Origin of the sequence: Fervidobacterium nodosum Rt17-B1, from assembly GCF_000017545.1 — a bacterium.
In the GTDB taxonomy this organism is placed as follows: domain Bacteria; phylum Thermotogota; class Thermotogae; order Thermotogales; family Fervidobacteriaceae; genus Fervidobacterium; species Fervidobacterium nodosum.
This window is the reverse complement of record NC_009718.1, coordinates 853,437-873,963: the sequence shown is the minus strand read 5'-3', so window position 1 is coordinate 873,963 and position 20,527 is coordinate 853,437. Positions and strand designations below refer to the sequence as shown.

Here is a 20,527-nt window from a genome sequence, read left to right as displayed (position 1 = left end):
GCCACCTTTTTTGTTTTGAGATTTATGATATAATTTTAGTAAAAAGTTGATAAATTAATTAAATACTTGTAGGTATATTTGGAGGTGTTTATAGTGAAGAAATTTTATATTACGACTCCTATTTATTATGTTAATGCTGAGCCACATATCGGTAGTTCCTATACTACTATCATAGGAGATATTTTAGCCAGATATAAGAGATTAATGGGCTATGAAGTGTTTTATTTGACGGGTACAGATGAACATGGGCAAAAAATAGCTCAAGCTGCGAGAGAAAAAGGACTCGAACCAAAAGAATTATGTGATACACTTGCAGAGAAGTTTAAAGAATTGTGGAAGGATCTCGGAATAACGAATGATTACTTCATTCGAACAACGGATGAAAATCATGAGAAAACAGTTCAATATTTTGTTTCTAAGATGATGGAAAACGGGGATATTTATAAAGGTATATATGAAGGTTGGTATTGTGTACCGTGTGAAACTTATTGGAACGAGGAAGAACTTGAACACGATGAACATGGTCATAACATCTGTCCTTCTTGTAAAAGAGAAGTTAACCTCATAAGAGAAGAAAATTATTTTTTCAGGTTATCGAAGTACAACGACGCATTGTTAAAACATTTCCAAGAAAATCCAGATTTTGTTGAGCCAGATTTCAGGCGCAATGAAATGCTTAAAATCCTCGAATCTGGATTGAAAGATTTGTCAATAACAAGAACAACGCTAAAGTGGGGTATACCGATGCCAAATGACCCAGAACATGTAATTTATGTCTGGGTTGATGCTTTGATAAATTATGTTTCAGCAATTGGTTATCCGAATGACATGGATAAATTTAACAAATGGTGGCCTGCGGATGTGCACCTTATAGGTAAAGAAATAAATAGATTCCACAGCCTCATTTGGCCTGCTATGCTTATGTCAGTTGGTTTACCATTGCCAAAGAAAGTATTTGCTCATGGATGGTTAACTGTAAACGGTCAAAAAATTAGTAAATCACTTGGCAACGCAATAGATCCAAGAGAGTACGTAAGAAAATATGGAAATGATGTTGTCAGATATTACCTTGTAAGGGACATAGTTTTTGGTAAAGATGGAGATTTTTCCGAAGAGAACCTAATTAAAAGACTCAATTCTGACCTTGCTAACGATTATGGAAACCTTTTACACAGAACACTTGCTATGATTCAGAAACATTTTGATTCTGTTATACCCGGTGTAGGTAATCTTGAAGAAATAGATAAGAAATTAATAGAAGACTATGATTTAGTGAAAAATAAATTTATAGAACTTATGGATTCTTACAAGATAACAGATGCACTTGAAGTATTATGGCAATTCATTTCGCAACTTAACAAATACTTTGATGAAACAAAACCTTGGGTACTAGCAAAAGAAGGGAATAAGGAAAGACTTGGCACGGTTCTAAGTCTTGTAACTGAGAGTATTTTCAAGGTAGCAACCCTTGTTTCACCAGTCATGCCAGATTCTTCATTGGAAGTTTATAAAAGGCTCTCAGTTAATGAAAAGTTTGATGAAAAATTCCTCTCTGGTTGGAATATAATTAAAGGAAATAAGATAATTCATGGCGAGCCTCTATTCAAAAAATTTGAGAAATCTGAGAGAAAAGAAGAAGAGAAGACTGATAAGAAACAGGAGGTAAAAGGTATGGACCAGAAAGTTACAGAAAAACAAGAAAATGTTGTTACTATGGAAGAATTAATAGATATTGATACATTCAAAAAAATTGATTTAAGAGTTGCTAAGGTAATTGAAGCGGAGAGAGTAGAAAAGTCAGAAAAGCTTGTAAAATTACAACTTGATCTTGGCGAACTTGGACATAGGCAAATTGTCGCTGGAATTGCGAAATACTACACACCAGAACAATTGGTTGGTAGGTTAATAGTAGTTGTCGCAAATCTCAAACCAGCAAAATTGATGGGGATTGAATCAAGAGGTATGCTCCTTGCTGCCAAAAAAGATGATAAGTTAACACTTTTAACGGTGTCTTCTGAAATAGAACCTGGAGCAAAGATTTCATAAAAGATTTCATAATATACTTATGAAATATTTGAAATTTAATTTAGTTGTTTAATTATTCGATTAACACAAGGAGGTTTTCGTAAGTGGATAAGAACTTTGAAAGTGAAATTAACAATGAAATAAAATCGAATGAACAAAATAACGTCTTTGAGCGCGTTCTTGAGGATGAGCTTGTAAAATCATATTTAAGCTATTCCATGAGCGTTATAATTGGTCGTGCCATTCCAGATGTCAGGGATGGTTTAAAACCTGTTCAAAGAAGAATTATTTATTCGATGTATGAACTAGGCTTATTCCACAATAAACCATTTAAAAAGACAGCACGTATTGTTGGTGAGGTTATGGGTAAGTACCATCCTCACGGTGATTCTTCTATATATGAAGCGTTAGTTAGAATGGCACAACCATGGTTGATGAGATATTCATTAGTTGAAGGTCAAGGTAACTTTGGTTCTATTGACCGTGACCCACCAGCTGCTATGCGTTACACGGAAGCAAGATTACACAAAATAGCCGAAGAAATGGTCGAGGATATTGATAAACAAACAGTTAAAATGCTCGATAACTTCGATGGAAGTTTGCAAGAACCGGACGTATTACCGGCGAAGGTACCTAACCTTCTTTTGAATGGTGCTAGTGGAATTGCAGTTGGTATGGCCACGAACATACCGACTCATAACTTAAACGATGTAGTTGATGCCACGATTGCTTATATAAAGAATCGTGATATATCTGTGGAAGAGTTAATTGATATAATAAAAGGTCCTGATTTTCCAACAGGTGGAATAATAATAGGAAAATCTGGAATAAGGGAAATGTATATCACCGGTAAAGGTGGATTCACAATCAGAGGTAAAGCAGAAATAAAACATGAAAAGAAGAAAAAAAGCATTATTATAACAGAAATACCTTACGGTATTAGTAAGGCGGAACTGATAAAACAAATCGCTGATTACTTGCAAGAAGAAGAAATACCCGTAAAAGATTTAAGAGATGAGAGCGACAAAGATGGTTTAAGAGTTGTTATTGAATTTCCAGAAGATGTGAAAGAAGAAGTTATACTGAATAATCTTTACCAAAAGACGAACTTGCAAACAAGATTTAATGCGAATTTCTTAGTCATAGATGGCGACAAGCAACCAAGGTTAATGAACCTAAAACAACTTATAGAAGCTTACGTTAAGCACAGATTTGAAGTAGTCAGGAAGCGAACTCAATATGCATATCAACAAGATTCTAAACGTGCGCATATAGTTGAAGGATTAATAAAGGCTTCTAAAGCCATAGATACTGTTGTAAGTATAATTCGAAGCTCAAAAGACTCTTCTGAAGCACTTTCACAACTTGTCGATATACTACAAATGAGCGAAGAGCAAGCAAAGGCTGTTCTTGACATGAGACTTGGAAGATTAACTAACTTAGAAACTCAAAACTTACAACAAGAATACAGAGACCTTCTAGTTAGACTTGAGAAAGAAAAAGAACTTCTTATGAACGACGATAAAGTATACGAAGTAATAATTGAGGAGCTTGAAGAAATTAAGAAAAAATATGGTGACCCAAGAAAAACTGAAATTACAGATCTCGAAGAGACCGCGACAAAATTTGATAAGAAAGATCTCATACCAAACAAGGATATCGTTATAACACTTACGAAAAAAGGGTTCCTAAAACTTATGGATATAGATGCTTTCAGAACTCAAAGGAGAAATGGGAAAGGTGTAATTGGAGCAAATTTAATGGAAGATGATATAATATCGCAAATAATTTACAGTAAACTCCATAGTAAGACACTATTTTTCACTTCTCTTGGTAAAGTGTACGAGATAGAAAATCTAGATATTGAAGAAAGCAACAGAGGAACCAAAGGTAAACCGATAAATAAATACATAAAACTTGAAAATGGAGAAAGAGTATTAGCTATGGTCGATATAACCGATTACGTTGGAGAACTATTCTTTGTAACCAAAAAAGGTGTTGTTAAACGTACAAGTCTTGAGGATTTTAAAAACATAACATCGAAAGGTATCAGAGCAATTACATTTAAAGACGGTGACGAACTTGTCTCTGTTTTAAGAATAAATTCCGAAAGTAACACTGTGCTTATTTCAACGAAGCTTGGTATGAGTATAAGATTTGGAATAGAAGAAGTCAGAACTATGGGAAGAAATGCTGCAGGTGTGAGGGGTATAAGATTACGTGAAGGTGATGAAGTTATATCATCAACTGTGCTTGAAAATGATAATGGTTATATTTTAACGATTACAGAAAACGGGTACGGAAAACTTACAGAAGTTAGTGATTACAGAAAACAATCAAGAGACGGTCTTGGAATTAAAAACATAGGTGAGATAGAAAAAACAGGTCCAATAGTAGGAGTAGCTTATGTAAATGGCGATGAAGAAATTGTGCTATTCACAAAAGATGGTGCAAGTATAAAGTTCAAGGTATCCGATATACCAACCAGGAGTAGAACTGCGCAGGGAGTAAAGGTTATGAATTTAGCTGATGGTGATATTGTTGCAGATTTCGCCGTAATTGGTGGTGAGGAATAATTTGTACAGAGAAATAGACCACAAGGCGGATTTATTTTACGAAATTGTGGCAGAAAATGTTGACGAGCTTTTAAGTGATATTGTAAAGATACTTCTTGAAAACAGCTCGGAAAAATATTCTGAAAATAAAAATATATTATTAATAGAATGTTTGAAAAATTTTACTAAAAAATGTTATAATATAGACGTAACTAATGTAAACACTAACAACGAATTTTTAGATTGGTTATTTGATACCGTGAATGAGATAATATCTCTTATTGATAGTGGATTTTATCCATTCAAAACTGAGCAAGGTTGTGTTTATTTTTGTGAAAGAAGAATAAATCTTGCCATAAAGGCTTTAACTTATCATAATCTCAGTATGAAATACCATGAAGGTAAATTATACGTTAGGATGGTGTTTGATGTATGAGGGAATTAACTGAAAGGCAGAAACTCATATATGATTTTATAAAAGACTATATGATAATGAAGGGGTATGCTCCATCAATACGTGATATATCTCGTCATTTTAAAATGACACCACGCGGTGCGCAGTTACATCTTATCGCGCTTGAAAAAAAAGGTTACATAAAACGCGGTAAAGGTCCAAGGACTATTTCACTTTTGGATAGGAAGGAAAGTATAGTTGTTCCCGTGAAGGGGAAAATAGCAGCTGGGCAAGCTATCGAAATGTTTGAACAAATTGATGAAGAAATAGAAGTGCCATTGGCTATGCTTAAAGGTTATGGTGAGTATTTTGCTTTAAAAGTACAAGGTGATAGTATGATAAATGCTCACATTTTAGATGGTGATTATGTGGTAATAAAAAGACAGTATAGTGCGGAAAATAATTCCATAGTCGCAGCTGTTGTAGAAGATAAAATAACACTTAAAAGATTGGTATTAAAAGATGATCATATAGAACTGATTCCAGAAAACGATGCATACCAACCTATTGTATGTGAGCCAAAGAAAGTAAGAATCATCGGAAAAATGGTAGGACTTATAAGAATTTTTAGATAGATTAAAATTATGGAGGGCAGATTATGAAAAAATCATTATTAGAAAACGACATAATTAAATTTGAAATGCCTGAAGAAATTGACTTAGTGAACTCACAAGAGATTAAAAAAACTGTTTACGAGGAATCTATTGAAAAAGGGTATAAAAAAGTTATCCTTGACTTTTCTAAAACCAGATACATAGATAGTACAGGTCTTGGAATAATCGTTGCAATTCATAAGCAAACACTTATGAATGCAGGCGCTTTGGTTTTAATTAACTTTGATTCGAATATAAGAAACCTTTTAAAAATGACTTCGCTTGACAGAATATTCAATATCTTTGACAGCGAAAAAGAGGCAATTGAATTTCTAAATAAATAGAAACTCTTACATTAAAAATGGGAGGTATGTTTTATGTACGCATTTACTGAGCAATTTGGTGTTGTTGTAGTATCTCTCAATAGCGATGTTTCAATGCAGAATGCTGTTGCTATTCGCAACTGGGTTGTTGATAATTTAATAAAGAAAGGAAAAGCAAAGATTGTTTTTGACTTAACAAATGTTCCTTCAGTTGATAGTTTTGGACTTGGTACATTTGTCAGTCTCCACAAAACGGCTTTATCTTCTGGTGGGGCTATTGCGTTTGCTTGCGCGAATGAAAATGTAAAAAAATTGCTTTCTATGACTGCACTTGATAAGGTTATTAAAAATTATAATTCCGTTATGGAAGCGGTAAATAGTTTAAAATAAGTTGGTGATTGATTGATGAAGGTAGCAATAGGAAGTGACCATGCGGCTTTTGAACTCAAAGAAAAGGTTAAAGAGTACCTTAGAAACAAAGGAATAGAAGTTATAGACTGTGGTACATATTCAATAGAAAGTGTTGATTATCCTGATTACGCTAAGAAAGTTGCCGAAAAAGTGAAAAGCAAAGAATGTCACTTTGGAATATTGATGTGTGGTACAGGCATTGGAATGTCTATTGCTGCAAACAAAATAAAAGGAATAAGAGCAGCTCTGTGTCTATTCCCAGATATGGCGACTTATGCTCGAAAACACAACGATGCGAATGTTTTAGTTTTGCCAGGTCGTTTGATGGGTATAGAGCTAGCAAAGTGGACAGTTGATGCCTTTTTAGACTCTTCATTTGAAGGCGGAAGACATGAAAGAAGGGTAAAAAAGATTGAAGAACTTGAAGAGTGATATGTTTTTCTGTGCACAGTTGAATGATGCTTTCGTACCAAAAAAAGAGATAGACAACGGAAAATTTATAAGAAATCCAGAAAGGCCTTCAAGATTGAAACTTGTGTATGAATTTTTGAAAAAAAATTATCCGGAAGTTCAACCGTTGGGATTTTCGGAAAGTGTTCTTTACCTTGCTCATGAGGAAGATTACATTGAATATATTAAACGAAAGTCTTCAGAGGTAACCCAAGAATATATTCCAGAAGTATTTTTTGTTGATAAGATATTTGACACAGGTACACCTATTAATAAAGAAACCTACAAAGCGGCTTTTGGGGCGGTTGAGACAGTTTTAAGCGCATTAGAATATTCTTTATCGAATAAAGTGATTGTATATGCTCTTACAAGACCTCCAGGTCATCATGCTATGAAAAAGTATGGTGGTGGTTATTGTTACTTCAATAACGTGGCTATCGCTGCAAAATATCTTGAAGAAAAAGGTATGCGTGTCGCGATTTTAGATTTAGATTTTCATCATGGAAATGGGACTCAAGATATTTTTTACGACGATCCAAACGTCTTGTATGTTTCAATTCACGGTGATCCGAGACAATTTTATCCATGGTACAGCGGTTATGAAAACGAAATAGGTATTGGAAATGCTGAAGGTACAAACTTGAATATTCCACTTCCTGGAGGAACAACTTTTGAAGTATATAAAAAAGCTTTGGATTTGGCATATAATAAAATTCTTGACTATAAGCCAGACTTCTTTATACTTTCGTTAGGAACGGACACGCACATCAATGATCCTGTTGGACATTTTTCTCTTGTTGATAAGGACTATAAAGAAATAGGATTAAGAATATCTAAATTAATTGAAAAGATTGGTAATGGGATAATAGTACACGAAGGTGGTTACAATAGATTATCGAACCTTTCCGCGGTGAAAAATTTTCTTGAGGGATTGAAATAAGAATTAAGAAATAAGAACAAAGACAGGAGGTTTCACTATGTCCTTAAAAGAAAAAATTCTAAGTGATATGAAAGAAGCTATGAAAAATAAAGATGAACTTCGATTAAGAGTCTTAAGATCGATAAAAACTGCTATAGGTTACTTTGAGGTTGAAGGGGAGAAGAGAGAAGCTACAGACGAAGACATCCAAAAGATTATACTTAAAGAAATCAAAAAAAGGCAAGAATCTATAGAAGCATACAGGCAAGCTGGAAGAGAAGATCTTGCCAATGCTGAGCAAGAAGAATTAAGCGTGCTTCAAGAATATGCCCCAAAGATGCTTTCGAAAGAAGAAATTCAGGAAATAGTGAAACAAATAGTTCAAGAACTTGGAGCGACAAAAAATGACTTTGGGAAAGTAATGAAAGAAGCAATGACAAGATTAAAAGGTTCCGCAGATGGGAAAATTGTTAATGAGGTTGTCAAGGAGATGCTTTCGTGAGTCTTTTGAAAAAAAATAAGATAAAAATTTACCCCATTTTTTTACCGAACGCTGGTTGCAGAACACGTTGTGTGTTCTGTAATCAGTATATTATGACTGGTGAAAAAACTCCAAATTTGAAATTTGTTGAGAATATAAACATAGATGAAACAATTGATGAGATAGCTTTCTACGGTGGGACTTTTACCGGATTACCAAAAGAAACGATCATAAAACTTCTTTCTATAAAGCCTGACATACCAAAAAGAATTTCTACAAGGCCGGATTGTGTAAACGATGAGATTATTGGACTGTTGAAACAAATGAATGTGAAAGTGATTGAATTAGGAATTGAAAGTCTTGATGACGAAGTGCTAAACGTTTCGAAACGTGGTTATAATTCAGAAGATGCTATAAATGCAGTAAAGTTAATCAATAACCAATTTTTATTGATAGCCCATTTAATGGTTGGTTTGCCACAAGACAACAAAGAGAAAGACTTGGATACTATTAAAAATTTATTGAATATAGGTGTAAAAATTTTTAGAATTCATCCAACGATAGTTTTTAAAAATACCGAACTTGAGCGAATGTTCTTATCTGGGGAATACGAGCCGATAAGTTTAGAAGATGCTGTTGATATTGTAAGCGAGATGGTTATGTTGGTTGAAGCAAATGGTGGTCAAGTTGTCAGAATAGGTTATCACATACCTGAAAGTCAAAAAAAATTTATTGTTGCTGGACCATACCACCCGTCTTTTGGTGATATGGTAAGATCAAGAATAGTTAGAAAAATAATAGAAAAACTTGATGTTAAATCTGTAGAATACAATAAAAAGTATGAAGCTTGGTTCAATTCACATGGAAATAAATTTTTGAGTGTATATAGAAAAATTGTTGATGAAGATAGAATAACTTTCGATGGAATTGATTATAAAGTTGCGATTGAAAGATACCTAACCAGTAAATGAACTAACTAAACGTTGGGTTAGAAACAGAGGTGATAATGTGGAAATTAAGGAAATTGTATTTTGGAGTATTTTTTTAACAATAGCGATTTTACTGTTTACTGGTCAAGTGGTTTTGAACGTGCAAGAGAATGTTAAACCAAGTACTATATCTGAAAAAATCGAATATCTTCCAGATATAACCAAGAAAAATGAAAAAGCCATTTTGGTTTATGAAAACATAGGTTTTTCAGAAAAGCTTAGGGAATTATCCAAAAAAGGCATAACTTATGGGCTGGGTGAATACTCAGGTCCATCATTTAACGAAGATGCATTAAAAGATAGTGCTATTCAAATAGCATATCAAGAAATAATAAAAAAACTTGATGAAAGAAAAGAAAAAATTAAGCAATCAATTAACATGGAAGATAAAACTAAGCGGGAAGAATTATTAAAAATCATTGACGATATCTTCTCTCGACTCTATCAATTTATACCTGAAGATAATTCTCTTGCGATTATCTATAGAATTTGGAAAGAAGATAAAAAAGAAGTCTTATCATATTATGTTTTAGCTATATTTGATACTGAATATGCTTTTTCACTTATTAATTCAATCTTTCAAGACGAGATCTCAAAATTTGAAGAGTATGGTATAAAGTTTGAAAAGCTTTGGAGTTTGATGTATGAGGAAAGCAAGGAAAAGTGAGTAACAAAAAACTAAAATTGGCGGAGGCGGTGGGACTCGAACCCACAAGGGCTGTGAAGCCCACCGATTTTCGAGACCGGCTCCTTAGCCATTCGGACACGCCTCCGACCAAAGTGTTAAAATAAAATATTCAGAAATTTAGAAATTTTCAAAATGATTATAGCATAAGCTGTACATTTTTCAAGAGATGAGGCGATTCAATTATGGGTGAAAATATGGAAAATAAGGTTAAATTAATGGTTGTTGAGGACGATAAAAAACTTAGAAGACTTCTTGAGATAGAACTCGAACATGTGGGGTACTCTGTAGTATCCTTTGAAAGTGGTCTTGATGCAATAGAAGAGTTTAAAAATGAAAACCCTGAGCTTGTAATACTCGACATCATGCTTCCAGATATGGATGGCTACGAAGTAGCACAAAACCTTAGGAAATTGAAACCAGATGTGCTTATACTAATGTTAACAGCTTTGGGGATGAAAAAAGACAAGCTCGCTGGATTTGAAGCTGGTGCGGATGATTATTTAACAAAACCTTTTGACAACGAAGAACTGTTAGCAAGGATAAAAGCATTACTTAGGAGAAAAAATATTTCGATTTCACAGCCTATAAAATTTGGAAGCCTTGAGATATACGAAAATCAAAGAACAGTAATTTACAACGGGAAAAACGTTGATTTAAGCAAAACTGAATTTGATTTATTGCTGTACTTGGCAAAAAATAAAGATAGAGTTGTTAGTAAAGAAGAGATACTCGATGCAGTTTGGGGAATAGATTACTACGGTTCCGACAATACTGTTGAAGTCTATGTCAATTATATTAGGAAAAAATTATCTCCGGAACTTATTAAAACAATACGTGGTGTTGGGTATAAATTGGTTGGTGAAAAAATTGAAACTAACGACTAAGCTCTCATTTTTTAACACATTAGCGACTATTATAATTGTTGGTACAGTACTTTTGGGAATATACAGGTATTTTACATTTGTTGCTACAAGAAACATAATAAACGATATGGGTAATGTTGAACGCTCTGTTGTAATCATGTATTCACCATTTGGACCACATTACGTTGTTACAAGATGGGATTTATATGTGGCAGAAACTGAAGAAAAATCAGTAATTAACGATCCATATGGTATAGGTTTTATAGATGCTGAAGGTTTTCAAAAAATTTTTGATAGGTATTTTTATTTTGTAAAATACAAAAATCTCGTTTTAGGAAGAGATGTAACATCAACTATGAAATTTCTTTATTCAATAAGAAGTATATTTATATTCGCGGTAGTTTTTATAGCTATCTCTGTGTTTATGTCAACTTATTTTCTTTCAAGAAGGAATGTAAAAGATTTAAAAGATTTTATATCTGAAATTGAAAAACTTGGTGGTACAGATTTAGCTTATAGAGTGCAAGTTAAACCAAAAAGTTTTGAAGTTGAAGAATTAGTTGAGAAGTTCAACGATTTAATGGAAAGAATAGAGCGGGAATATAAGGCACAAGAAACCTTTGTATCTGCTGTGTCACATGAGTTGAGAACACCTGTTGCGAATCTGCTTGGATACGTAAGTATGTTAAAACGTTGGGGAACTGATGATAAAGAAATACTCGAAGAAGCCATAGGAGCAATAGAAGAAAGTAGTAAAGAGATAAAAGAAATAATAGAGAATATGCTTTTACTTGCTAAGGTAAGTACCTTAACGCAAGAAAAGATTATTTTAGAAGATTTTGTGAGTGATATTATTACTCATCGATTTAAGGGGAAAAATGTAAGTGTTGAAGGCAGAGGAGTAATTGTTTCTAACAGAGAAGGGCTTGGAATAATATTAACAATACTTCTTAACAATGCTTTTACTCATGGTGCGCCACCTGCTGTGGTTAGTATTTCGAACGATAGAATAGATATCAAAAATCATGGTGAAAAAATTCCAGAAGAAGAGATTCATAAAATCTTTGACAGATTTTACAAAGGCAAAAACTCAAATGGTACGGGTCTTGGACTGTACATAGCGAAAGAAATTGCGATAAAACTTGGGTTGAAAATAGAAGTTGTAAGTAACGATGAATTTACCGTATTTTCAATAGTAAAGAATCGAGGTGATGAAAAATGAGAATAGAAGGCTTAGGTGGAATAGGCGTGAATCCTTATGTTTACCAAAATGCAAGTGTTAAAAGGTCGGAAGCAAATCCACAAATTCAGCAAGCGCAGGCACAAGTTCAGCAGTCAAGTGATATGATGCTTAAACTATTAGAGTTTGCGTTCTACAAGCAAAATGCGATGAACCTAAAACTTGTAAGAATCGCAGGCGAACTTTACCAAGGGAAGAATTTTGATGCATTAGCTTAAATTACTTGGATTACTTGAAAAAACAAAGCACCGTGTGGTTTAACCCACACGGTGCTTTTTTATTCATTGAAGGGTAATTATTTCAATAATCCTTTTTGCTTAAGAAAGTCTGTCAATATTTGGTCAAGTGTTGGTTCACCAATTTCCTGGAGTTCGTATCTTACTCTAACTGCTGGTTTGTTGATGTGCATAACTCTTCTAAGGTCAATAGGTGTTCCTATGATGACAACTTCCGCGTCTGATTTATTGATTGTCTCTTCAAGTTCTTTGATTTGTTTTTCGCCGTATCCCATTGCTGGAAGGATAACATCAAGGTGGTTGTATTTCTTGTATGTTTCAACAATTGAGCCAACTGCAAATGGTCTTGGGTCAATTATTTCTCTTGCACCAAATCTCTTTGCGGCAACGTAACCTGCTCCGTACCTCATTTCACCGTGTGTTAGGGTTGGACCATCTTCGACAACAAGAACTTTTTTACCTCTAATCATTGCTGGATCGTCGACAAATATTGGCGATGCTGCATCAACAACGATAGCATTTGGATTCCATTTGGCGATATTCTTTCTGACAGTTTCTATATCTTCTCTGTTGGCTGTTTCTTCTTTGTTTATTACTATAACATCTGCCATGAGTAAGTTTGCCATACCTGGATAATAGGAAATTTCATGACCTGGTCTGTGTGGATCAACAACAACAATTTGTAAATCGGACTTATAGAATGGGAAGTCGTTATTTCCACCATCCCAGAGAATTACATCTGGATTTTCAGCTTCAGCGGATCTTAAGATTGCTTCGTAATCTACGCCAGCGTAAATAACACTCTTTCTGTCGATATGTGGTTCGTATTCTTCACGTTCTTCGATTGTACAGTTGTGTTTGTCCAAATCTGAGTAATCAGCGAATCTTTGGACTTTTTGTGCAACTAAATCACCGTATGGCATTGGGTGTCTTATTGATATAACTTTTAAACCTTTACTTCTAAGTATGTCAAGTACTCTTCTCGTTGTTTGGCTCTTTCCACAACCTGTTCTAATTGCACAAACTGAGACAACTGGTTTTGTTGATTCAACAGTTGTCGCTTTTGGTCCCATAAGTTTGAAATCTGCACCTGTTGCAAGTGCTATTGCTGCTCTTTCCATAACATATTGATGTGGCAAATCGCTATAGGCAAGAATAACTTCATCTACATCGTATTTCTTAACAAGTTCTGGAAGTTTTGCTTCGTCTTCGATAGGAATTCCATTTGGATAAAGTGGACCAGCAAGTTCAGCAGGGTAGACTCTTCCTGCTATATCTGGTATCTGTGTTGCTGTAAAAGCGACAACTTCGTAATCTGCGTTATTTCTAAAGAATGTGTTGAAGTTGTGAAAATCTCTTCCGGCGGCTCCCAAAATAATGACTCTTCTCCTTCTTTTTTCCATACTTTACACCTCCTAATGTTTATAACGTCAAGCAGTTTTGGCCTAAAATTTTACCTAGAATAATATACAACAACTTCTCTTACATTTCAATCTTTACAATATCTAAAAAATAAAAAGTAAGAATAATAACGATAAACATATCATTTTTTGCTTTAGTATGCTTAAGTATGGTAATTTTTGCATTTTTATGGAAACTATTCCAAAGTATTGTTTACTTTGAATAAATTTGTAGTATAATAATACTGGTTTGAAAATGCGGCTTTTCTGATTTAGAATACGAAGTTGAAACCACTAAAAAAAGGGAGGTAGAGTGTATGAGAAAAGTACTTACGGTTATTTTAGCAGCTTTGTTTGTCTTTTTAGCTTTTGCCCAAGCAAAGAAGATTACCATTTGGACATCTGAAGCACAAGTTCCTATTCTTAAGAAACTTGCAGATCAGTACAAGGCAAAATATGGTGTTCAAGTTGACGTAGTCCAAGTAAACTTTGGAGATATAAAATCCAAATTCTTAACAGCAGCTCCAGCAGGTGAAGGTCCAGATATCATCGTTGGTGCACATGACTGGGTTGGAGAACTTGTTGTAAACGGATTACTTGAACAAATTAACCTTCCAGAAAGAGATAAATACTTCCCAACACCTCTTCAAGGATTCACATACAACGGAAAACTTTACGGTATACCATATGCATTTGACGGTCCAGCAATTATGTACAACAAAGACTACGTACAAAACCCACCAAAAACATGGGATGAATTAATCGCTCTTGCAAAGAAAATAGAAAAAGATTATGGTGGAGAAGTTAGAGGATTCATTTACGATTACAAGAACTTCTACTTCAGCTCATTTGCATTCTTTGGAATGGGTGGATATGTATTTGGAAAAGATAAATCAGGTAAAGTTAACGTAAAAGATGTCGGGCTTGCAAATGCTGGAGCAATTGAAGGTCTCAAACTTATAAAGAAACTTGTCGATGAAAAGATACTTACATCTGGTGACAACTACAACACAATGGATGGACTCTTCAAAGACGGCCAAGCAGCTATGATACTCAATGGTCCTTGGGCAGTTCCAGGATACAAACAAGCAGGTATCAACTTTGATGTTGCACCAATTCCAACACTTCCTGGTGGAAAAGATCCAAAACCATTCTTTGGAGCACAAGGATTCATGGTCAATGCTAAGAGCAAGAACAAATTGTTTGCACTTGACTTCTTAACAAAGTTCATCGCAACAAAAGATGTTATGTACCAAATTTGGCAAGCAGACCCAAGATGTCCATCAAGAACAGATGTTAACGAGCTTGTCATGCAAAAGGACCCACTTACAAAGAAATTTGCTGACTTCCTTGGAAAATACGGTCTCCCAATGCCAAATGTTCCAGAAATGGCAGCAGTTTGGGGCGCTATGGGCGATGCTCTCGCAAAAGCTCTTGATCAAGGTGTACCAGCTGAAAAAGCACTTGCAGACGCAGTTGCTCAAATAAAAGCACAAATTAAATAAAGACTTACAATCTCAGGGGCACGGGGGAATAATGCCCCCGTGCTTTTTCTTAAGAGTATTTTTATTTACCTATAAGGAGGATGAATTGATGAAGATAATAAAAATACTTGGCTGGCTTTTACTCATAGCTTTTACTATCTTTGGAATACTTGGAGGATTATTTCTTATTGGAAGAGGTTTTTATGAATTATCAATCACACTGTTTGTTTTAGTTTTTCTTATAGATTTTTTCATTATCAATCCAGCTGGTTATCCATATAGATACATGATACCGGCACTTATATTGCTTTTTATACTTGTTCTTTATCCTATCGCTTTTACTATTAGAACCGCTTTCACAAATTACGGGACTGGCCATATAATGACACGTCAAGAAGTTGTTGAAAGACTTCTTGTTGATCCAATTTACACTTATGCCGTAGATGACGGATTGCAACTTAAATATTATGTATATGTTAGATTTGAAGGTACACAACCGACGAAAGATTTTAGAGTAATTGTATCTGACGGAGAAAATACTTACATTACGAGAGAATATAAACCACTTAAAACCGAGGCTGGAGAATTAATACTTGGTGAAGCCGAATTGATTAAGTTAGAAGAAAGCGGAGTTAGAGTGGAAAGGCAAAATGGAATGATAGAACTAATCAACGACGGTGGGAAAATTTTCAAATATTTTTATTCACCCGAAGATCCAACAACTTTCATAAATGAAGAATTCTTCAAATATTCAATCCTTTTCCCAACATTAAGTAAAATAGAATTTGTTGATAGTTTAGCTAATAGATACTCAATAAGGCAAAATGAAGAGGGCAAACTTTTGCTTTATGGTATTAAACATATGTACAAACTTGGACTTGCTGAAGTTATTGAAAACGGAAAGAGTGTCGTGAAAACTGTTCTTATAAATACTTCAACTGGTAAGCCTTTGATTGAAGAGAATGGGACAATTTACGACATAGATGAAAATGGTAAAAAAATCGTTGTTGCGGGTTATATTTCAAATTACGGGCTTAAGAATTTCACAAGAATATTTACAGACCCAACCGTTTCTGGTCCATTTGCAAAGATATTCGTTTGGAACTTCACCTGGGCAGCTTTAAGCGTACTTTTCACCTTTGTGATAGGACTCATTTTGGCGCTTGTTTTGAACAATCCAAACCTCAGAGGACGAGCAATATACCGCTCACTTTTAATTATCCCTTGGGCAATACCTGCGTTCATATCTGTTTTGGTTTGGAAAAATGGATTTTTCAACGAAACTTACGGTATATTTAATAAGTTCATCATAACCAAACTCTTTGGTGCTGAACCAATAAAATGGATGAATGACCCATTTTGGGCAAAAGTTGCCGTTTTAACTGTTAATACATGGCTTGGATTCCCTTACATGATGGTTGTTACACTTGGAGCGTTACAGAGTATACCAGAAGATTACTATGAAGCTGCGGCCATTGACGGGGCAACAAAATGGCAAAGATTTTGGAAAATTACATTCCCTCTTCTCATGACAACAGTTGCACCATTACTAGTTGGTAGCTTCGCTTTTAACTTCAATAATTTTGTTAACATCTATTTACTTACAGGTGGTGGACCAGCAATGCCAAATACCACAACACCGGCAGGTTCGACAGATATATTGATATCTTACACTTATAAACTTGCTTTTGAAGGTGGACGTGGTCAAGACTTTGGATTTGCGTCAGCAATTTCCATTCTCATATTCCTAATCGTTGGAAGTTTGAGCTTTATAAACTTTAAACTCTCAGGTTCCTTTGAAGAGGTGAATAGATAATGGTAAAGAAAGAGCGAAAATTACTCACTCACATAATACTAATAATTGTGTCTATTTTAGTTTTGTTTCCAATAGTTTGGGTTGTTTCAACATCACTTAGGAGAGATAACGCAGCGTTCTCTACAAAATTGTTCAGCAATAGATTAACTTTGCAAAATTACAGAGACCTTATTGCTCCAGAAAAAAACGGACCAAGGCTTGTCTCCGATATAGATGCATTGGTACTTATGGCACCACCACACGATAACGATACATTAGAAAAAGCGAATGAATATTTCAAAAAAGATATCGGACTATTCAAAAAATACATCGCTGAAACAGAAACATTGAAAAAAACAATTGATACAAACATTGAGACGCTCAGAAAGTATTTTGAAGAAAATTCTGATACCCTTGTAAAAATGTTTAATTCAGATATGGATAAAATAATTAAAGAACTTGATTTTCAAAAACCTTCGAGGTATTTGGAAGTTGCCGCTTACGATTTATACACTAACCAATACGATGTCTCGCTTTTAGATGGTGTTGATTATTTAAAAGGAGAAGCACAATGGAATTCTTTAATTGGTGAGAGAAAAGCTAAAATAGATGATTTGAAAAACCAAATACAATTATTGAACAACGAGGTTAGCCCTCTTGAAAAAAATTACAGAGTATATCAAAGTCAATATCTAGCGACTCTTAAAACGATAAATTCTTATTTAATACCACAACTGAAAGAATATACGCTCTCACTTGAATCAGCTAAAAATATTTTGAATGCTGCTGAAAAATCACAAATTTACTCATCTTTAACACCAGATGAATCAGAAGTCAGATTCAAATTTGAAAACATGTTTGCAGAAATTAATAATCTTCGAGTAAATTCTCAAAAGTTCCAAGATCTTGTTGAATTAGATAATTCATTGAAACAATTCCAAAAAGCTTACGATGAAATAATATCTAGATGGGATAATTTTGAGCATAAGGACAAAGCACCGTTCGCGGACTTTTTAAATACGATTGACATGTTCTCTACAAGAGTAGCAGGAACTGTTAAAGAAACAAGGACACTTATCGAAAAGCTTAACAATATAACTTCAAAACTTCTTGAACTTCAAGCTAAGATAAATCCAGCCAAGAAAAAGATTTCTGATTTTGAAGCAAAGATTAACCAATTAAATCAAGAAATTGAAAAAGCTTACGAAACAATATCAGAAGCTAAAATTTACTTGAAAGCTCAAATAGTTAAAAAGCAACTTGAAGAAACAAAACAAAGGGTTCAGAATTTAAAACTTCCTGCACAATTACAAATTATGAACCTACAATCTAAGAAAGTATTTGGTATAACAAGTGATATAGTAAATGACTTAACTGATGGTAAGAAGAAAAATACTTTAAAAAAGATAATCTTAACAATCGATTGGCCAGGAATAGCCAAAGATATGTTCACAAATTACGACATTTTCTCCGAAAATTATAACTCATTCATTAATGATTTAAAGCTTTACCTCTCAGATGTCGAAATTCAAGGTCCAAAATTTATGCCTGCGGCGAAAGCAGGTATAAAGGTGAGACCTCAATCGCTTGAAAGGTTAACAGATACAGTTCTCTCAACTTATAGAACCAATGTTGTCCCAAATATGAATGTTATGTCTCGAAAAGCATCAGAACTATCTGATAAATTGAAAATTAAAGATACTGAAAAACTCCTCAAAGCTTTAGATGGTGCCGCGTTTAGAATTGACCAAATATGGCAGAGGAAACCAGACCATTACATGCTCAGATGGATATTGAACAGTGTTATAGTCGCTCTCAGTGTTGCTATTATAACAACAGCTGTTACAGCGCTCGCGGCTTATCCATTTAGTAGGATGAGGTTTAAAGGCAGAAAGTATGGAATTATGTCGTTGTTACTTATTCAAATGTTCCCAGCCATAATGTACATGATTGCGATTTACTCATTCCTTGCATTTGCTGGTAAGTACGTACCTGGGTTTGGATTGAACAAATTATCCGGTTTGATATTTGCATATCTTGGCGGTATAGCGTATAATATGTATTTGATAAAGGGATATTATGATACTATCCCAGATTCACTTGAAGAAGCTGCGTTAATTGATGGAGCAACGAGATGGCAAACATTTGTAAAAATAGTTCTTCCACTCGCATCACCGATACTCGCAGTTATAGTTATCCTAACTTTCATGGGAACATTTAACGAATTTGTTTTGGCAAGGATTATCCTTCAAGATGTTAAGCAATACACATACGCTATAGGTCTTTACACATTCTCAACAGGTCCATTTGAAACTCAATGGGGGTTATTCACAGCGGCAGCATTAATAGGTATGATACCAATGGTTACACTCTTCTTGTTAATGCAAAAGTACATAGTTGGTGGACTTGTGAAAGGTGCGGTAAAAGGCTAAAAAATGAGAGGTGTTTAAAATTTTGGAACTTTTACCAGATTACGAAAGAGGAATTGTTAATCTTGTTTCGACATTCCTAAAAAAATTCGATTGTCAGGCGTTTCATCCTGAATTCCCCCTCGAAAACTCCTTCGAGGGGGTTTTCAACAATGTAAATAAGGTAATTATATTCTTAATCGATGGAATGGGATACAAAAAATTTAATGAGATAAATAAAAAGATAGGGTATGAATATGTTCTGAAAGCTTCAAGCGTATTTCCAACAACAACTGTTGCGGCCGTAACAAGCTGGTTTACTGGGCGTACACCCAAAGAACATGGCCTTCTTGGGTATATTTTGTACCTGCGCGAAATTGGTGCTATAACAAATATGATAGAACACTCTTATCCAGGTGTTGAAGGTGGCATCTTTTCAGGGTTAATAAAAAGGAGAATACATAGATTAGAAAATGTTTTTGATATCTTAAAAGATAAAGGGCTTTACGGGGGAGTGTTAACACACTCAACGATAGCAAACTCTGGTTTGTCGTATCTTATACATAGGAATGGGCATATAATGAGTTATTTTTACATGGGTGATTTACTTGCAACTTTGAAAAAAAGACTTTCAGAAGATTGGAAAGGTTTATTATACGTATACTGGGGTTATTTAGATGGGCTTGGTCACAAAAAAGGTCCGGATTCTGAGGCTTACGAGATAGAGATGGAAAGGTTACTTTTGGAATTGAAAAGATTTGCAAGTGAGAATTTACCAAACGATACGTTACTTGTAATCACATCAGACCACGGAATGATTCAAATACCAAGTGCCAATAATTATTTTATCAAATCAACGGATCCATTTAACCGATTACTTTCATCACCACCTGGCGGTGAAATGCGAATGATGTATTTCTATTTATCTAGAAAAAGTAATTTTGAATTACTCAAGAGATACTTTGAGGAAAATTTTCCGGAAAAAAGTGAATTTATACCATCAAATGAAGCAGTTGAGATGGGACTTTTTGGTAGAGGGCGTGCTCACCCAGAATTGTATAATCGAATAGGTGATGTTATAATGGTAGCAAAGGATAACTATGCCTTTACATATCTTTACAGCGGCGGAGAAGAAAGATTGAACGGAATGCACGGAGGGTTAACAGAAGAAGAGCTATATGTACCAGTAGTTTTTGTAAGAAGATAATTGGTA

Annotated in this window: 19 protein-coding genes and 1 tRNA gene; 18 read left to right on the top strand and 2 right to left on the bottom strand. The window is 34.5% G+C overall.

Features of this window, described 5'->3' with window-relative positions:
• The first annotated feature begins 93 nt into the window (after positions 1-93).
• From metG to FNOD_RS04075, 11 genes are all read left to right on the top strand, one after another.
• Entirely contained in the window at positions 94-2,046 is a 1,953-nt protein-coding gene (gene metG / locus FNOD_RS04125; RefSeq protein WP_011993966.1) for a methionine--tRNA ligase, read from the top strand.
• A gap of 83 nt (positions 2,047-2,129) precedes the next feature.
• A complete protein-coding gene (gene gyrA, locus FNOD_RS04120) occupies positions 2,130-4,601 on the top strand; it encodes a DNA gyrase subunit A (protein WP_011993965.1) in 2,472 nt (823 codons plus the stop codon).
• 1 nt (position 4,602) lies between these two features.
• Positions 4,603-5,016, top strand: coding sequence for an archease (locus FNOD_RS04115; protein WP_011993964.1), 414 nt, complete (start codon positions 4,603-4,605; stop codon positions 5,014-5,016).
• Entirely contained in the window at positions 5,013-5,609 is a 597-nt protein-coding gene (gene lexA / locus FNOD_RS04110) for a transcriptional repressor LexA (RefSeq protein WP_011993963.1), read from the top strand. The genes FNOD_RS04115 and lexA overlap by 4 nt, the downstream gene beginning before the upstream one ends.
• 23 nt (positions 5,610-5,632) lie before the next feature.
• Positions 5,633-5,971: an STAS domain-containing protein gene (locus FNOD_RS04105; RefSeq protein WP_011993962.1), complete on the top strand. Its 339-nt coding sequence runs from the start codon at positions 5,633-5,635 to the stop codon at positions 5,969-5,971.
• A gap of 33 nt (positions 5,972-6,004) precedes the next feature.
• Entirely contained in the window at positions 6,005-6,340 is a 336-nt protein-coding gene (locus FNOD_RS04100; RefSeq protein WP_011993961.1) for an STAS domain-containing protein, read from the top strand.
• Between the two features lie 15 nt (positions 6,341-6,355).
• Positions 6,356-6,793 carry a ribose 5-phosphate isomerase B gene (gene rpiB / locus FNOD_RS04095; RefSeq protein WP_011993960.1) on the top strand — a complete coding sequence of 146 codons (438 nt, stop codon included), beginning with the start codon at positions 6,356-6,358 and terminating at the stop codon, positions 6,791-6,793.
• A complete protein-coding gene (locus FNOD_RS04090; protein WP_011993959.1) occupies positions 6,774-7,751 on the top strand; it encodes a histone deacetylase family protein in 978 nt (325 codons plus the stop codon). The genes rpiB and FNOD_RS04090 overlap by 20 nt, the downstream gene beginning before the upstream one ends.
• Before the next feature lie 37 nt (positions 7,752-7,788).
• A complete protein-coding gene (locus FNOD_RS04085) occupies positions 7,789-8,232 on the top strand; it encodes a GatB/YqeY domain-containing protein (RefSeq protein ID WP_011993958.1) in 444 nt (147 codons plus the stop codon).
• A complete protein-coding gene (locus FNOD_RS04080; protein WP_011993957.1) occupies positions 8,229-9,182 on the top strand; it encodes a radical SAM protein in 954 nt (317 codons plus the stop codon). The genes FNOD_RS04085 and FNOD_RS04080 overlap by 4 nt, the downstream gene beginning before the upstream one ends.
• Before the next feature lie 37 nt (positions 9,183-9,219).
• Positions 9,220-9,867 (top strand): hypothetical protein, encoded by a 648-nt coding sequence (locus FNOD_RS04075; protein ID WP_011993956.1) that lies wholly within the window; start codon positions 9,220-9,222, stop codon positions 9,865-9,867.
• An 18-nt stretch (positions 9,868-9,885) separates the two neighbouring features.
• On the opposite strand, the gene FNOD_RS04070 is transcribed toward FNOD_RS04075, so the two are convergent.
• Positions 9,886-9,973: transfer RNA gene (locus tag FNOD_RS04070), tRNA-Ser, on the bottom strand.
• Positions 9,974-10,070: 97 nt separating this feature from the next.
• On the opposite strand from FNOD_RS04070, the gene FNOD_RS04065 reads away from it, so the two are divergent.
• The 3 genes from FNOD_RS04065 to FNOD_RS04055 are packed head-to-tail and all read left to right on the top strand — an operon-like array spanning position 10,071 to position 12,209.
• Positions 10,071-10,772 carry a response regulator transcription factor gene (locus tag FNOD_RS04065; RefSeq protein WP_238374616.1) on the top strand — a complete coding sequence of 234 codons (702 nt, stop codon included), beginning with the start codon at positions 10,071-10,073 and terminating at the stop codon, positions 10,770-10,772.
• Entirely contained in the window at positions 10,747-11,973 is a 1,227-nt protein-coding gene (locus FNOD_RS04060) for a HAMP domain-containing sensor histidine kinase (RefSeq protein ID WP_011993954.1), read from the top strand. Before FNOD_RS04065 ends, FNOD_RS04060 begins: the two co-directional genes overlap by 26 nt.
• Positions 11,970-12,209, top strand: a complete 240-nt coding sequence (locus FNOD_RS04055; RefSeq protein ID WP_011993953.1) for a hypothetical protein — start codon at positions 11,970-11,972, stop codon at positions 12,207-12,209. Before FNOD_RS04060 ends, FNOD_RS04055 begins: the two co-directional genes overlap by 4 nt.
• Positions 12,210-12,286: 77 nt before the next feature.
• Here FNOD_RS04055 and FNOD_RS04050 read toward each other — a convergent pair whose 3' ends face one another.
• Positions 12,287-13,630: a cyclic 2,3-diphosphoglycerate synthase gene (locus tag FNOD_RS04050; protein WP_011993952.1), complete on the bottom strand. Its 1,344-nt coding sequence runs from the start codon at positions 13,628-13,630 to the stop codon at positions 12,287-12,289.
• Between the two features lie 314 nt (positions 13,631-13,944).
• On the opposite strand from FNOD_RS04050, the gene FNOD_RS04045 reads away from it, so the two are divergent.
• From FNOD_RS04045 to FNOD_RS04030, 4 genes are all read left to right on the top strand, one after another.
• Positions 13,945-15,132 (top strand): sugar ABC transporter substrate-binding protein, encoded by a 1,188-nt coding sequence (locus FNOD_RS04045; RefSeq protein WP_011993951.1) that lies wholly within the window; start codon positions 13,945-13,947, stop codon positions 15,130-15,132.
• 85 nt (positions 15,133-15,217) lie between these two features.
• Entirely contained in the window at positions 15,218-16,927 is a 1,710-nt protein-coding gene (locus FNOD_RS04040) for an ABC transporter permease subunit (protein WP_083756795.1), read from the top strand.
• Entirely contained in the window at positions 16,927-19,338 is a 2,412-nt protein-coding gene (locus FNOD_RS04035; protein ID WP_011993949.1) for an ABC transporter permease subunit, read from the top strand. The genes FNOD_RS04040 and FNOD_RS04035 overlap by 1 nt, the downstream gene beginning before the upstream one ends.
• 22 nt (positions 19,339-19,360) lie before the next feature.
• Positions 19,361-20,521, top strand: a complete 1,161-nt coding sequence (locus FNOD_RS04030) for an alkaline phosphatase family protein (protein ID WP_011993948.1) — start codon at positions 19,361-19,363, stop codon at positions 20,519-20,521.
• Positions 20,522-20,527: the final 6 nt, after the last annotated feature.

What these genes read in the sequence shown, in the direction of transcription:
- lexA (WP_011993963.1), top strand. Translation starts at nt 5,013, where the DNA reads ATGAGGGAATTAACTGAAAGGCAGAAACTCATATATGATTTTATAAAA.
- FNOD_RS04105 (WP_011993962.1), top strand. Translation starts at nt 5,633, where the DNA reads ATGAAAAAATCATTATTAGAAAACGACATAATTAAATTTGAAATGCCT.
- FNOD_RS04100 (WP_011993961.1), top strand. Translation starts at nt 6,005, where the DNA reads ATGTACGCATTTACTGAGCAATTTGGTGTTGTTGTAGTATCTCTCAAT.
- rpiB (WP_011993960.1), top strand. Translation starts at nt 6,356, where the DNA reads ATGAAGGTAGCAATAGGAAGTGACCATGCGGCTTTTGAACTCAAAGAA.
- FNOD_RS04085 (WP_011993958.1), top strand. Translation starts at nt 7,789, where the DNA reads ATGTCCTTAAAAGAAAAAATTCTAAGTGATATGAAAGAAGCTATGAAA.
- FNOD_RS04065 (WP_238374616.1), top strand. Translation starts at nt 10,071, where the DNA reads ATGGGTGAAAATATGGAAAATAAGGTTAAATTAATGGTTGTTGAGGAC.
- FNOD_RS04055 (WP_011993953.1), top strand. Translation starts at nt 11,970, where the DNA reads ATGAGAATAGAAGGCTTAGGTGGAATAGGCGTGAATCCTTATGTTTAC.
- FNOD_RS04050 (WP_011993952.1), bottom strand. Translation starts at nt 13,630, where the DNA reads ATGGAAAAAAGAAGGAGAAGAGTCATTATTTTGGGAGCCGCCGGAAGA.
- FNOD_RS04045 (WP_011993951.1), top strand. Translation starts at nt 13,945, where the DNA reads ATGAGAAAAGTACTTACGGTTATTTTAGCAGCTTTGTTTGTCTTTTTA.
- FNOD_RS04035 (WP_011993949.1), top strand. Translation starts at nt 16,927, where the DNA reads ATGGTAAAGAAAGAGCGAAAATTACTCACTCACATAATACTAATAATT.